The 13897-nt window shown below is 64.5% G+C and carries 12 protein-coding genes; 4 read left to right on the top strand and 8 right to left on the bottom strand.

Annotation, left to right across the window (positions count from 1 at the left end):
- Position 1: 1 nt before the first annotated feature.
- The 5 genes from glcE to P8014_RS01465 all read right to left on the bottom strand — a co-directional run bounded on the left by glcE (position 2) and on the right by P8014_RS01465 (position 4558).
- Positions 2–1066 (bottom strand): glycolate oxidase subunit GlcE, encoded by a 1065-nt coding sequence (glcE, locus tag P8014_RS01485; RefSeq protein WP_337815536.1) that lies wholly within the window; start codon positions 1064–1066, stop codon positions 2–4.
- The gene (locus P8014_RS01480) at positions 1066–2556 is read right to left on the bottom strand and encodes an FAD-linked oxidase C-terminal domain-containing protein (RefSeq protein ID WP_337815535.1); all 1491 of its coding nucleotides are present in this window, start codon (positions 2554–2556) and stop codon (positions 1066–1068) included. Before P8014_RS01480 ends, glcE begins: the two co-directional genes overlap by 1 nt.
- Positions 2557–2825: 269 nt before the next feature.
- Complete coding sequence (locus P8014_RS01475) at positions 2826–3557, bottom strand: sulfite exporter TauE/SafE family protein (RefSeq protein ID WP_337815534.1); 732 nt, start codon at positions 3555–3557, stop codon at positions 2826–2828.
- A 9-nt stretch (positions 3558–3566) separates the two neighbouring features.
- The gene (locus tag P8014_RS01470) at positions 3567–4139 is read right to left on the bottom strand and encodes a mismatch-specific DNA-glycosylase (RefSeq protein WP_337815533.1); all 573 of its coding nucleotides are present in this window, start codon (positions 4137–4139) and stop codon (positions 3567–3569) included.
- Positions 4118–4558, bottom strand: coding sequence for a response regulator (locus P8014_RS01465; RefSeq protein WP_337815532.1), 441 nt, complete (start codon positions 4556–4558; stop codon positions 4118–4120). The genes P8014_RS01470 and P8014_RS01465 overlap by 22 nt, the downstream gene beginning before the upstream one ends.
- 364 nt (positions 4559–4922) lie before the next feature.
- Between P8014_RS01465 and nhaA the strand changes: the two genes are divergently transcribed.
- The 4 genes from nhaA to rarD all read left to right on the top strand — a co-directional run bounded on the left by nhaA (position 4923) and on the right by rarD (position 8687).
- Entirely contained in the window at positions 4923–6296 is a 1374-nt protein-coding gene (nhaA, locus tag P8014_RS01460; protein ID WP_337815531.1) for a Na+/H+ antiporter NhaA, read from the top strand.
- A gap of 28 nt (positions 6297–6324) precedes the next feature.
- A complete protein-coding gene (locus P8014_RS01455) occupies positions 6325–6903 on the top strand; it encodes a thioredoxin family protein (protein ID WP_337815530.1) in 579 nt (192 codons plus the stop codon).
- A 108-nt stretch (positions 6904–7011) separates the two neighbouring features.
- Entirely contained in the window at positions 7012–7593 is a 582-nt protein-coding gene (locus P8014_RS01450) for a hypothetical protein (protein ID WP_337815529.1), read from the top strand.
- Between the two features lie 137 nt (positions 7594–7730).
- Positions 7731–8687, top strand: coding sequence for an EamA family transporter RarD (gene rarD / locus P8014_RS01445; protein WP_337815528.1), 957 nt, complete (start codon positions 7731–7733; stop codon positions 8685–8687).
- Between the two features lie 772 nt (positions 8688–9459).
- Here rarD and P8014_RS01440 read toward each other — a convergent pair.
- From P8014_RS01440 to pta, 3 genes are read right to left on the bottom strand one after another with little or no spacing between them, the layout of a single operon-like run.
- On the bottom strand, positions 9460–10479 hold the full coding sequence (locus tag P8014_RS01440; protein WP_337815527.1) for a histone deacetylase family protein: 1020 nt from the start codon (positions 10477–10479) through the stop codon (positions 9460–9462).
- A gap of 46 nt (positions 10480–10525) precedes the next feature.
- Positions 10526–11719 (bottom strand): acetate kinase, encoded by a 1194-nt coding sequence (locus P8014_RS01435; protein WP_337815526.1) that lies wholly within the window; start codon positions 11717–11719, stop codon positions 10526–10528.
- Between the two features lie 4 nt (positions 11720–11723).
- Positions 11724–13814 (bottom strand): phosphate acetyltransferase, encoded by a 2091-nt coding sequence (gene pta, locus P8014_RS01430; protein ID WP_337815525.1) that lies wholly within the window; start codon positions 13812–13814, stop codon positions 11724–11726.
- Positions 13815–13897: the final 83 nt, after the last annotated feature.

The following is a 13897-nucleotide window of genomic DNA, read 5'->3' as shown; positions in this document are numbered from 1 at the left end:
GTCACAGCCCCGCGTAGAGGCGACCGAGGTTGAAAATGCCGGCCGGATCGAGTGCCGCCTTGAGTCGCTTGTGCAAGGCGGCGACGGGCGCCGCCGGAGGATGAAAGTGCGGCTCGCCTTCCCAGCCCCGGTACAGCGTGGCATGGCCATCGGCGTACTCGGCCGCGCGGCGGACCTCCTCCGGGGAGGCATCGCCCACATACCAGCGCTGCGCCCCGCCCCAGTCCAGCAGCCAACGCCCGGGCAGGTCAGGAAGCTGCGCGGTGGAGGCCACCGACAGGCGCCACAGGGGCGCGTCGTGGCGGAAGAAACCGAACTCGTGTTCGCGCAGCCCCCGCCACAGCGCCGCCGCATCATCGACCACGTCACCGCCCAGGCGCTTGTGCGCGGCGGCAACTGCCGCGGCGGCACCGCTTAGGCGCAGGCACAACCGTTCGCCGTGGTGGAAGGCGCCGCTGAGCGGCAGGGGACGCCCCGCCCATTCGTTCATGCGCTGCAAAGCCTCTGCGGCGCTCAGCTCCTGCTCCAGTGTCAGTTCGGCCTGCGGACACGGCAATACCTTGAGGCTGACGTCGAGCATGACGCCGAGCGTGCCGAAGCTGCCGGCCATCAAGCGGGAGAGATCGTAGCCGGCGACGTTCTTCATCACCTCGCCGCCGAAACGCAGGATCTCACCGCGGCCGTTGAGAATGCGCGTACCGAGCACGAAATCCCGCGCCGAACCGGCGTACGGCCGCCGCGGCCCGGAAAGATTGCAGGCGACGGTGCCGCCCAGCGTGGCGTGCGCACCGTAATGCGGCGGCTCGAAGGCCAGCATCTGCCGGTTGTCGGCAAGCAGCGACTCGATTTCGCTCAGCGGCGTACCGGCGCGCGCCGTGAGCACGAGTTCGACCGGTTCGTAACTGATCACACCGCAGTGACCTGCCACGGACAAGACTTCGCCGGCAACCTCGTGGCCGAGGAAACGCTTGCTGCCGGAGCCTTCGATGCGCAGCGCCACCTCTTGCTGCGCGGCCTCGCTCACCTGCCCGGCGAGGGCGTCGCTGATATCCTGATCGGTGCTCATCAGAAACGCTCCAGTTCCGGGAAGGGCAGTTCGCCGTTATGCACGTGCATGGCACCCAGCTCCGCGCAACGGTGCAACGTGGGCACCGCCTTGCCCGGATTGAGCAGTCCATCCGGATCGAAGGCATGCTTGACCGCATGAAATTGGGACAGCTCCGCGCTATCGAACTGCACGCACATCTGATCGATCTTCTCCACGCCGACGCCGTGTTCGCCGGTGATAGTGCCCCCGACCTCCACGCACAGCTCCAGGATCCGCGCCCCGAATTCCTCGGTGCGCTCCAGCTCGTCCGAGGAGTTGGCGTCGTAGAGAATCAGCGGATGCAGATTGCCGTCGCCGGCATGGAACACATTCGCGACGCGCAGGCCGTACTCCTCGCTGAGTCGCGAAATGCCGGCCAGCACCTCGGGCAGCCGACGGCGCGGGATGGTACCGTCCATGCAGTAATAGTCCGGCGACAGGCGGCCCACCGCCGGAAACGCCGCCTTGCGCCCCTTCCACAGCAACTGGCGCTCGGCTTCGTCCTGCGCGGTGCGGATCTGCGTGGCGCCGGCACGGGTGAGCAGATCGTGCACCTGCAAAAGGTGCTCGGACACCTCCTCATTGGTGCCGTCAACCTCGCACAGCAGGATGGCCGCGGCATCCAGCGGATATCCTGCATGCACGAAGGCTTCCGCGGCCTCGATGGCGAAGCCGTCCATCATTTCCAATCCGGCCGGCACGATGCCGGCGGCGATGATCTCGCCCACCGCGCGCCCGGCCGTCGGCACGTCGTCGAAAGCGGCCATCACCACCTGCGCGCGCTCGGGCAGCGGCAGCAGCCGCACCGTGACCTCGACGATCACGCCGAGCATGCCCTCGGAGCCGTGCATCAGCGCCAGCAGGTCGTAGCCCGCGGAATCCAGCGCCGCGCCGCCCAGGCTCAGACGCTCGCCCTCGATGGTGATCACCTCGATGCCGAGCACGTTGTGCACGGTCAGTCCGTACTTGAGGCAATGCACGCCACCCGAGTTTTCGGCCACGTTGCCGCCGATGCTGCAGGCGATCTGCGAGGACGGGTCGGGCGCGTAGTACAAGCCATGGGCGCGCGCGGCCTCGCTGATGGCGAGATTGCGCACGCCCGGCTGTACGCGCGCCACGCGCGCCAGCGGGTCTATGGAAAGAATACGGTTGAAGCGAGCCAGCGACAGCAACACGCCCTCGTCCAACGGCAGCGCGCCGCCGGAAAGCCCCGTTCCGGCGCCGCGCGCGACCACCGCCACCTGTCGCCGGCGGCAGGCCTTAAGCACCGCCTGCACCTGTTCTACGGTCTCCGGCAGCGCCACCGCACCCGGCAGGCGCCGATAGGCGGTCAGACCGTCGCACTCGTAGGGACGTAGCTCCTCCTCTGTGCTCAGCAGCGCCCCCGGCTGGGGCAATATCCTGCGCAGTTTTTCCAGCAGATCGGCATCCACGCAGCCGCGGCGCCCCTCCGCGTTGTCGTCATTCATGGCCGCTCCTTGCATGCGACCGGAAGCGCCGCTTCTGTGCGCCATCCGTCGCAATGTTCCTGTTTGCGTTCCATCGTCATTTCGGCATGCCGGACGGAAACGCGCGCCCAACGCCATGCTACAAGATAGCGTACTCCAACGCGCTTCCGTCGCGGCCTGTTCCCGCAATTCGCAATCGCCTCGCGACCACAGTCTTCATCGACATACAGAACGTCAATACGCGATGTTCGGCATGAGCGCCCCGGCATCGTTTGGCCCGGCCTCAATCTTCACACGCCGCCCATCAGCAGTTTCGCCGCCATGGCCAGAGCGGCGACGGCGACGACGATCCTGATCCAGCGCTCGCCGCCCTTCCGAGCCAGATGCGTTGCCACCCAGGCGCCGACGATGTTGCCGCTGCCGACGGCCAAGCCCAGGCGCCAGTCGACCTTCCCGAGCCACCAGAACACCAGCAGCGCGGGCAACATGTAAAGCAGCACAACGAACACCTTGTGCGCATTGGCCCGCACCAGATCGACGCCGAGCAGACCGCGCAGCGCGGCCAGGAACAGGAAACCCACGCCGATCTGGATGAAGCCGCCATAGAAGCCGATGCCGAGCATCGCCGGATAGACCAGCCAACGCCCTCGCACCCAGCCGTCGGCGGTCAGAAACCGCTGAGGAATGAACAGGCTCAGCGTGGTGAAGATCAACACCCCGACCAACACGAAGCGCAGAACCTCGTCGTCGATCGAAGCACCGTACCAAGCACCGAGAATACTACCCGGCAGAGCCCACAGGGCGAGCTTCATGCTCAGCGCGGCATCGGTCAGCCCTACGCTGTGGAAGCGGCCCACCGCGGTCAGATTCTGCAGCACGATGGCAATGCGATTGGTGCCGTTGGCGACCGTCGGATCCAGGCCGGCGAAAATGAGCAGCGGCACGGTGAGCATCGAGCCGCCGGCCGCCAGCACGTTGACCACCCCGGCCAGCGCACCGACGCCGAACAGCAAAAGCGGCATGGCCTCCACTCAGCGCCTGCCGGCCAGATAGCGCGCCAGAGCGCGGTAGTGCTCCGTCAGATCGTCGAGCGAAAATGCCGCGTTGGCCGGACTGGGGTTGGGCGTGACGAATACCGGTGCGCCGGCCACCCGCTCATCCTGCAATCCCCATTCATCCGCGGGCCGCGTTCCCCGCGCATAGCGCAGGAAATACCCCCAGGCGACACGGCCGTGGAACCACAGCAGTTGCGGTGTCACCGCATCGAGACGCGCCTCGAGTTCACCAGCACCGGTGCGATAATCCGCCGCGCGCAGGTCGCCGGCACCACGGGTCGGGCGCTTGACCAAGTCGGTGAAGCCGATGCCGTGCACCTCGAACAGCCGACGCATCGCCTGCGGGCCCGGCCGCAACTTCTCGTTCACCAGACCCGAAGCGTTCAGCGCCGCCCAGAAACGATTACGCGGATTGGCGAAATAGAAACCGGCCTCGACGGAAGGCAGGGAAGGATTGAGGCCGACGGAAACGATGCGCAAGCCGGGGGCGAGCAGATCGGGGAGCGTCGCGACGCCGTCAGCCGGCGCTAGTCTCGCACCTGAATCCACAACACGTGGCCGTCGCCGGCGATGGGCTTTTTCGGAATCAGATAGTCGCTACGGTACAACACGCCAAGCACGAAACGGTTGATGGCGAAGCCCCACCAGCTGTCCAGCCCGGTCGTCGCCGTCGCCACGCGGCCGCGAAAAGCGCAACGCCGCACCTTGCGCAGCACCTTGAGCCCGGCAAGTTCCGTCTCCATGGAGATATCGGTGACCACGGCGTCGAATTCCGCGCCGCGCTGCTCGAGCAGGTCCATGCCCTCGGCGGCATTGCATGCGCGCTCGATCTGCGCGCCGCGGGCAGCAAGGTCGGCGGTCAATTGTTCGGCATAGAAATCATTGTCGTCGACGACCAGCACGTGCTTGAAAGCGGGCGACTCGCCCACCGCCAGACCGAACCAGCGTCGCGGGGCGGAAGCGCTCACGTGACAGCCTCTGTCTGCAAAGGCGCGTGTTGTAACCCCGCGGGGCATGCGTGTCAAACTGCGCTGCGTCCCGCTCACGCAGCCCGCCACCCCAGCGGTGGCTTTCTCGCACAATCCTCCGCAGGTTATCCTGCATGGGATGTTCCGAGACTCCCAGGGTCTGTTCACACGATTGTGCGGCACGCTGTAGCGTCCGCCTGAGCGCCAATCAAGGCGCGAGGAGAGCAGTTTGGTCACTCCAAATAAACGACGAGCAACGCCGAGTGGCACTCAGACGGACATAACTCGCAGGGCCGGGTCACGAAAAACACCCCGGCAACGCATGGCGCAATAGTAGTGAACAGACCCTAAGGACCACAGACACATGGCGACAGACAGAACCTCCGACGGACGCGTATTGAGACCCTGGGAGCGCACCTTCGACCGCGTCCTCACGCCATTCGAAGAGTTCATCCACAACCAGACCACCGGCGGCATCCTGCTGCTGAGTGCCGCCGTCATCGCCCTGGTCGTCGCCAACTCGCCGCTGGGCGATGCCTACCGGCATCTGCTGCACATGAAGATCGGTTTCCACATCGGCACCTGGGCGCTCAGTCTGAGCCTGCACCACTGGGTCAACGATGGTCTGATGACCCTGTTTTTCTTCCTCGTCGGCCTGGAGATCAAACGCGAGCTGCTGGTCGGCGAACTTTCAGATCTGCGCCAGGCGGCGATGCCCGCAATCGCCGCGGTGGGCGGCATGGTCGTGCCGGCTCTCATCTACACGGCGCTGACGCCGGCCGGCCCCGCCGCCAGCGGTTGGGGCATCCCCATGGCCACCGACATCGCCTTTGCCGTCAGCGCGTTGGTCATTCTGGGCCGGCGTATCCCGCCCGGCCTCATGGCTTTTCTCGTCGCCCTAGCCATCGTCGACGATCTCGGCGCGGTGGCGGTGATCGCCATTTTCTATACCGGCGACGTCAACCTGACGATGCTCGCGATCTCGTTCGGTCTGTTCGGACTCATGGTGGTGCTCAACCTCGGCGGCATCCGCCACCCACTGCCCTACTTCATCATCGGCACCCTGCTCTGGCTGGCCATGCTCGAGTCGGGCATCCACGCCACCATCGCCGGCGTACTCATGGCGCTGGCCATCCCCTCGCGCCCGGAATACGACCCGCCACGCTTCTCGCGCAGCATCGAGAACCTGATGCGGCGCTTCGACTCAAGCCACCGAGAGGACGGCAACATCCTCGCCAACCAGACCCAGTTCTCCATACTCGCGGCGATCGAAACCAACGCGCGCAACGCAGCCACCCCGCTGCAGCGCCTGGAACACGGCCTGCACCATCCGGTCGGTCTGCTCATCATGCCCATCTTCGCGCTGGCCAACGCCGGCATTCCGTTGGGCCTGCACGAGATCGGGCAGGCCCTGCAGTCGCCGGTCACACTCGGCGTCGCCGCCGGCCTGGTGGCCGGCAAGCTGATCGGCGTCTTCGCGTTCACCTGGCTTGCGGTGCGCCTCGGCGTCGGCAAACTGCCCGCGGGTACCGATTTCCGCCACATCGTCGGCGTCGGGCTGCTGGCCGGCATCGGCTTCACCATGTCCATCTTCATTTCCGAACTGGCCTTCGCTGGCCAGGAGCAGGCACTCGTGTTCGCCAAGTCGGGTATCCTGCTCGCTTCGCTCGGTGCCGGGCTGGGCGGCTATCTGTGGCTGCGCCTGGCGGTACCTGCACCCGCGTCCAGACCCTCTTAACCCAATCACACCGACAGGAGGCTGCACAATGGCACGCACGGAATCCACCATGCTCGAACTGGGCACTGCCGCCCCCGACTTCTGCCTTACGGACGTGGTCAGCGGCGACAGCGTCTCGCTGGACGATTTCGCCGGCAAGCCGCTGCTGGTTGCCTTCATCTGCGTGCACTGTCCCTACGTGCAGCTGATCCGCCACGAGTTCTCGCGCTATGCCCGCGCGTACATGGACAAGGGGCTCGCCATCGCCGCCATCCAATCCAACGACATCGCCAGTCACCCCGAGGACGGCCCCGACGGCATGCGCGGCGATGCCCGCCGCTTCCGTTTCCCTTTCCCCTATCTGCTGGACGAGTCGCAGAAGGTGGCCAAGGCCTACCGCGCCGCCTGCACGCCCGACCTGTTCCTGTTCGACGCCGACCACAAGCTCTACTACCGCGGCCAGTTCGACGGCTCGCGTCCGGGCAGCGACATCCCGGTCACCGGCGACAGCCTGCGTGCCGCCACCGACGCCGTGCTGGCCGGTCGAGCCGCGCCGGCAGAGCAGGTGCCCAGCCTGGGCTGCAACATCAAGTGGATAGCCGGCAACGAACCGGCCTACTACGGCTGAACGCCCTCTCCCTCCAGGCGCAGAGCCTGCGCCTGGAGGGAGGCCGTCCCTGCAAGAACGTCTTGGCGACAACCGTCGCTGTTGTTTCGCCGCACTGCCAAGCCTCCCATGAAAAAGACGCCAACCTCCGCCAAGCGCACCCTCGTCGTGGGCACCAGCTGTGCCGGCAAAAGCACCTTCGCGCGCCGGCTCGCAGACGTTTCGGGAGCGACCTGGATCGAACTCGACGAACTGTTCTGGAGCGAACACTGGCGACCAAAACCGCAGGAGGAGTTCGCCCGTCTCGTCGGCGAAGCGACGGCCGGCCCGGCCTGGATCGCGGACGGCAACTACGGCCACGTCCGGGAGGTCCTGTGGCCGCAAGCCGAGCGTCTGATCTGGCTCAACTACGGCAAACCCCGCGTTTTCTGGCGCAGTCTGAAACGCTCGATCCGGCGCTGTTTGTCGAACGAACCGCTCTGGCACGGCAATCGCGAAACCTTCCGCAAGACCTTCCTCTCCAGGGACTCGATACTGCTCTGGGTCTTGACCACATTCGAACGCCGCCGCCGCGAACTGACCGTGCTGCGCAAATCGGCCGCGTATCCGCACCTGGAATGGATCGAGTTCACTCATCCGCGCCAGGCCGAACGCTGGTTATCCGGCCTCGAACAGGCTGGCCACCACCAAGCAACACCGGAAATCCGCTAACGCCGTTCTGAAAGACGGCCTGGCGCACTGCAGCTCCACGCAGGCTGTCTCTTCGGCTATCCTGAGCGCTCTCCACCCGATGTTCCCACCGCCGCTCCGGCCAGGGACGCGACCCCAGCTTTCCCGAGGAAAACCGAATGTCCAACGTCGGCACCCCGCGCAGCGGCCTGCTGTTCGGCCTGACCGCCTATACGCTGTGGGGTGTGTTTCCGCTGTATTTCATGCAGATGGAGTTCGCCTCGGCGGTGGAAATCGTCGCGAACCGCATCATCTGGGCGCTCGCGCTGTGCGTGCTGATCCTGGCCGTTACGCGACATCTGAGCGATCTGCGGCGCATCCTCGCCGACCGGCGCCAGCTCGGCTATCTGGTCATCGCCGCGGTATTCATCAGCCTGAACTGGACCGGCTACGTCTACGCCACCAACAACGGCCAGGTGCTGCAAGCCTCGCTGGGCTACTTCATCAATCCGCTGATTACCGTGCTGCTCGCCGTCATAATCCTCCGCGAACGTCTGCGAGTCCAACAATGGGTGGCCGTTTCTCTGGCACTGGTCGCCGTGATCTGTATCGGCGTCGCCTACGGGCACCCGCCCTGGCTCTCCCTGCTGCTGGCCTTCAGCTTCGGTTTCTACGGTCTGGCGAAAAAATTCGCCGGGCGACACACTGGGGCGGTGCAAAGCCTGGCCATCGAAACGCTCTTGCTGACCCCGATCGCGCTTCTGGTGCTGCTCTGGCTGGGCAGCAAGGGACAGACGCATTTCACCAGCGACGGCCTCACATCCACGCTGTTGCTGATCTCGACCGGGCTGGCGACCACGGTACCTTTGGCCAGCTTCGCCGCCGCTGCACGCCGGCTTCCGCTGAGTACGCTCGGCATGCTGCAGTACATCGCCCCGACGATGCAGTTCATCATCGCCGTGGCGGTGGTGCACGAGGCCATGTCGCCGCTGCGCTGGATCGGCTTCGTGCTGATCTGGATCGCCTTGGGCATATTCACCGCAGACGCCCTGCTGGCCTCGCACCGCGGACGGCGTGCCGCCCGCCACGAGGCCGAGCGGGAGGCGTTGGAGGCGATGACGCAGGAAGTGCACTAGGGCTCGGGGCATCTATAGCTTTTGTTTGTTCGTTTCGGACTCGAATTCGCGATGACTGTTGTGTTCTTGCGTGAGGGGAGGCGACTTACTAGCTGGCGATGGTGGTCTGTTTCGTGCGCGATTCGATGTGAGAGGCATCTATCTGCTGAGATGACGCGCCCGAGCCCCTTTCTTTGCACGCCCAAAGAAAGAGGCGAAAGAAAGGCGCCCGAAAGGCCTTGTCCCTGACGGGCAAACCTCGAGCGCACACCCCGTCACGGGGCACCGCAGGCACTTGCCTTCCAGGCAAAGCCAGCTCGGGCGGCGTCCTGCCGCCCGACCCCGCGCCGGGGCGCACGCTCGAGACAAGGCCACACGGGACCCGAACGTCGAAACAGAACGTACCCCTAACGTCCAATGCCCTGAACAGACTTATTCAGGGCGCTTAACTGTCGGACTCGCCCTGTTTTGACGTTAGGCCCCCCTGATCGCTTGCCTCGCAAACGTGCGCCTGGGCGGGGATGGCCGGCAGGGATGCCGGCCAAGCAGCCCTTCGCAGGGAAGCGAATGGCTGCGGGCCCCGTTCAGGGGTACGTTCGCGAGGTTGCCCGTCAGGGACAAGCGATCTCGGGGGTGCGTTTCTTTCGCCGGTTTCTTTGCGCATTCAAAGAAATCGGCTCGGGCGCGTCACCAATTCAGATCAGAACCACCAGCCTCTGAATCGCGCCCGAAACAGGCGCCTATGGCGAACAAGCACGTCAACTTCAAAACAAACAAAGCGAAAAACCGAACCTCAATCCAACAACGCGTTCAAATGCGCCGCCACGCTGCGCCCCAACGCCGCCAGGTTATACCCACCTTCCAACACCGACACCAACCGCCCCTCGCAATGAGGATCGGCGATCTCCGTCAGCTTCTGCGTCAGCCAACCGTAGTCCTCCGACGTCAGGTAGAGGTGCGAGATCTCATCGTCGTGGTGCGCATCGAACCCCGCCGAAATCATCAGCAACTGCGGCCGGAAGGCGTCCACTGCCGGCAAAAGCTCCTTCTCGAAGCGCTCACGGTACGCGGCACTCTGCGTGCCGGGCGCGAATTCCAGCCACAGCATATTGTCGCCCGCCTTCTGCGGCGAACTCTCCACCCACAGGTCCTTTTCAAAACTAGAGGCCATGAACACCCGCGCTTCGTCGTGAAAAATATCCTCGGTCCCATTGCCGTGGTGGACGTCGAAGTCCACCACAACCACGCGCTCCAGGCCATATTCGGCCAGCGCGTGCGCCGTGCCCACAGCCACGTTGTTGTACAGGCAGAAACCCATGGCGCGCGTACGCGTAGCATGATGGCCAGGGGGGCGAACGGCGCAAAACGCGCGGCGCGGATCACCGGTCATTACCGCATCCACGGCTGCAACCACCGCTCCAGCCGCATGCCTCGCGGCCTCAATGCTGTGCGGCCCGATCACTGTATCCGGGTCCAGATAGCAGATCGATTCCGCCGGCGCGGCATTTTCGAGGGCATCCAGATAGGCCGTCGCGTGAACGCGCTCGAGCTGTTCGCGGGTCACTGCCGGCGCCTCGCGGGACATCAACCACGGATCGACGCCCGAAGCGATCAATTGATCATTGATGGCATCCAGCCGCGCACCGTTTTCCGGATGACCTGGGCTGGTTTCGTGCAGTCGGCAGGCGGGATGAAAAAAATACAATATGGACATGGCGAGATTTTCCAGCGGCTCCAGCCAACGCGCGCAATGCGTGCGCAGCTCACTCAAACATTGAATTGACCGGCGCGGCATTGGCCCGCCGAAATTCATCAGAGCATAACGCGTTTACCGCGCATGGATTGAGTCGGCCGCGCAGTCAGCTTCGCACCAGTTCGGCAGTACTGATGGCGATTTCCAGTTCTTCGTCCGTGGGCACGACCAGGATCCGAACAGGCGACGCGGTGGTCGATATCGATCTGCATTCGCCGCTGGTCTCTGCATTCGCCGCGGGATCCAGGATCAACCCAAGACCCTCGAGTCCTTCGCAGACCAGCCGACGGATCAATGCCGCGTGTTCGCCGATGCCACCGGTGAACAGCAGCGCGTCGACGCGACCTAGCACGGCGTAATAGGCGCCGATGTACTTCTTGATCGCGTAGGCAAACATCTTCTCCGCCAGCCGGGCATCCGCATCCGGGCTCTGATTGACCTCCCGCATGTCCGACAGCGAACAGATGCCCTTGAGTCCGCTGCGCTGGTTCAGCATGTATTCGACTTCGCCGGACCCCATCTGCGCCTCGCGCTGCAGAAAGAACGGCAGGGCCGGATCGATGTCGCCGGAGCGGGTACCCATCATCAGGCCTTGCAGCGGAGTCATCCCCATCGAGGTATCGACACTGGCCCCGCCCCTGATCGCCGCCGCACTGCATCCGTTGCCCAGATGCAGCGAAATCAGGTTGAGTTCTTCCAGCGGCCTGCCCAGCCAGCGGGCCGCTGCCTTGCTGACGAAACAATGCGAGGTGCCGTGGAAGCCATAGCGCCGCACCCGATAGTCGTCGTACAGCTCGCGCGGTACGGCGTAGCGGTACGCCTCGGGCGGCATGGACTGGTGAAAAGCCGTGTCGAACACGGCGACCTGCGGCAGCCCCGGCCAACGCTTGCGCGCGACTTCGACCCCTTCCAGGTTGGCCGGATTGTGCAGCGGCGCCAGCGCGATGGTCTGGATGATCACCTCGACGACCTCGTCGTCGATCAGCACCGGCCGGTCGAAATGTTCGCCGCCGTGGACCACGCGGTGGCCGATGCCCGCGATTTCCGACGCATCGCGCACCACACCGGACTGCTCCAGATGCTGCATGATGCGCTCGAGCGCATCATGGTGCGAGGGAACGTTCAAGGTATCCTCGCTCTGCGTCGGGCAGGGCGAATCCAGGTGCCACTTATGCGTCATCCCGGCATCCGCCTCGCCGATGCGTTCGACCATACCCTTGGCCAACTCGCGCATGTCCGCCATGTCGAACAGCTTGTATTTGAGCGAGGAGCTACCGGCGTTCAGCACCAGGATATTCATCGGCTCATTCCTGCGCTTGAGCCTGGATGGCCGTAATCACGACGGTGTTGACGATGTCGGGCACTTCGCAGCCTCTGCTCAGATCGTTGACCGGCTTGTTCAAGCCCTGCAGCACTGGACCGATGGCGATCGCGTTGGCGGAGCGCTGCACGGCCTTGTAGGTGTTGTTGCCGGTGTTCAGGTCGGGGAAGATGAACACCGTCGCCCGACCGGCCACTTCACTGCCGGGCAGCTTGGACTTGGCCACCGAGGCGTCGACCGCGGCATCGTACTGTATCGGGCCCTCGATCTTGAGGTCCGGACGCTGCGCGCGGGCAATGCGCGCGGCCTCTCGTACCAATTCCACGTCGGTACCCTTGCCGGATTCACCGGTCGAATAGGAAAGCATCGCGGTCAGCGGCTCCACGCCGAAGCGCTGCGCCGTCTCCGACGCGGCGATGGCGATGTCCGCAAGCTGTTCCGAGTTCGGATTCGGGTTGACGGCGCAGTCGCCATACACCAGCACCCGGTCTTCCAGGCACATGAAGAACACGCTGGACACCAGCGTGGTGCCCGGACGGGTCTTGATGATCTCGAAGGCCGGCCGGATCGTGTGCTGGGTGGTATGCGCCGCTCCGGACACCATGCCGTCGGCATAGCCGTGGTGCACCATCAGCGTGCCGAAATAGCTGATGTCATGCACGGTGTCGGTCGCCATCTCCAGCGTGATGCCCTTGTGCTTGCGCAGTTCATAATAGGTTTGCGCGAACTCGGGCAGCCAGGGCGATCGCTCCGGATCGACGATGTTCACCCCGCGCAACTGTAGGCTGAGCTGCTGCTGTTTCTGGCGCACCCGTTCCTCGTTTCCGAGCAGCGTCAAATCGACCACGTCGCGCAGGCTGATGATCTCGGCCGCACGCAGAATACGCTCGTCGGTGCCTTCCGGCAGCACGATGTGTTTGCGCTGCGCCTTGGCGCGCTGGATCAGCTCGTACTCGAACATCAGCGGCGTCTTGCGCTGGCTGTGGCCGGATTTGCGCGTGAGCAAGTCTGCAAGTTCCGCCACGTCGACGTTCGATTCCAGAGTCCCGAGCGCCAGGGCGATCTTGCCGTCGTCACTGGGCAGAATGCTACCCTTGACCTCGGTCACCTTCATCGCGGTGGTGAAGGTATCCCAAGGCGAAAGCAGGATGGGCACGCGCGATACCTGCAACCCGCGGACGACCTGCAGCACCGACTCCGCCGGCCGGTCGCCGCCGGTCAGCAGCAGGCCCGAGATCGTCGGCGTGTCCAGCGCCGCATGAAACGCGAGGGACGCGAGCACGACATCCGGCCGGCTGCCCGGCGTAATCACCAGTGTGCCGCTTTCATCCAGACGTGAGAGGAATTCATCCACCGGCATCGCCGCAATCTTGAATCCCTCGACAACATGGTTCAGCAACGCCTCGTCGCCGGCAAACGTTTCGAAGTTCAGATCCCGCGCGATCTCGCCGACGGTCGGCTTGCCCAGCATCGAGCGCTCGGGCAACACGTAGCAGGGGAATCTAGCCTCCGCCAGCTTGTCGCGGACTTCGTCGACCCGCCCGGGATCGACACGATTGACGAAGGCGGCGAGCAGTTCGCAATGCTGCCCTTCCAGGTATTCCTCCAGCAGCATCACCGCATCGACCGTATCGGAGGCCTTGTCTCCGTGCCCCCTGATCACCGGCAGCAGCGAACAACCGAGGTTGTTGGCCAGCTCCACGTTGAAGTCCAGGCCCAGCGGCGCAGTCTCATCGGAAAAGTCCGAACCGACACAGACCACGATGTCGTGCGACTGCTCGATCGCCTTGAACTTTTCGACAATCACCTTCAGCAGTTCCTCGTACTGATGGTGCGCGATCATCCTGGCCGCCTGTTCCTGCGTGACCCCATACAGGGCCTCGGACGGTAGGCCGATGTTGTGACGCTGACCGATGAGATGGGTCAGCGGATCAGGCGCCTGATCCTGGGCGACGATCGGTCGGAAGAATCCGACCTTGGGCGTCTTCGCGGTGAGCATTTCCATCATGCCGAGCGCGACGAGCGATTTGCCGCTGCGGGGCTCGGCTCCTGCGATATAGATACTGTGAAACATCGCCATTCCCTGCCCTGCCGGCCTCCGTTGCCTTGATGGTCGATGGCAGGATAGCGAATTGGAAGGCAAGGGGGTTGTTCCAG

The organism is Acidihalobacter sp. (assembly GCF_037381185.1).
Taxonomy (GTDB): Bacteria; Pseudomonadota; Gammaproteobacteria; order DSM-5130; family Acidihalobacteraceae; genus Acidihalobacter_A.
Note: the sequence above shows the minus strand (reverse complement) of the source record. Positions and strands in the feature narration are given on the sequence as shown.

Bases quoted from the DNA above. Each gene is read 5' to 3' on its own strand.
- glcE (WP_337815536.1), bottom strand. From the start codon at position 1,066: ATGAGCACCGATCAGGATATCAGCGACGCCCTCGCCGGGCAGGTGAGC.
- P8014_RS01480 (WP_337815535.1), bottom strand. From the start codon at position 2,556: ATGAATGACGACAACGCGGAGGGGCGCCGCGGCTGCGTGGATGCCGAT.
- P8014_RS01475 (WP_337815534.1), bottom strand. From the start codon at position 3,557: ATGCCGCTTTTGCTGTTCGGCGTCGGTGCGCTGGCCGGGGTGGTCAAC.
- nhaA (WP_337815531.1), top strand. From the start codon at position 4,923: ATGGCGACAGACAGAACCTCCGACGGACGCGTATTGAGACCCTGGGAG.
- P8014_RS01455 (WP_337815530.1), top strand. From the start codon at position 6,325: ATGGCACGCACGGAATCCACCATGCTCGAACTGGGCACTGCCGCCCCC.
- P8014_RS01450 (WP_337815529.1), top strand. From the start codon at position 7,012: ATGAAAAAGACGCCAACCTCCGCCAAGCGCACCCTCGTCGTGGGCACC.
- rarD (WP_337815528.1), top strand. From the start codon at position 7,731: ATGTCCAACGTCGGCACCCCGCGCAGCGGCCTGCTGTTCGGCCTGACC.
- P8014_RS01440 (WP_337815527.1), bottom strand. From the start codon at position 10,479: ATGAATTTCGGCGGGCCAATGCCGCGCCGGTCAATTCAATGTTTGAGT.
- P8014_RS01435 (WP_337815526.1), bottom strand. From the start codon at position 11,719: ATGAATATCCTGGTGCTGAACGCCGGTAGCTCCTCGCTCAAATACAAG.
- pta (WP_337815525.1), bottom strand. From the start codon at position 13,814: ATGTTTCACAGTATCTATATCGCAGGAGCCGAGCCCCGCAGCGGCAAA.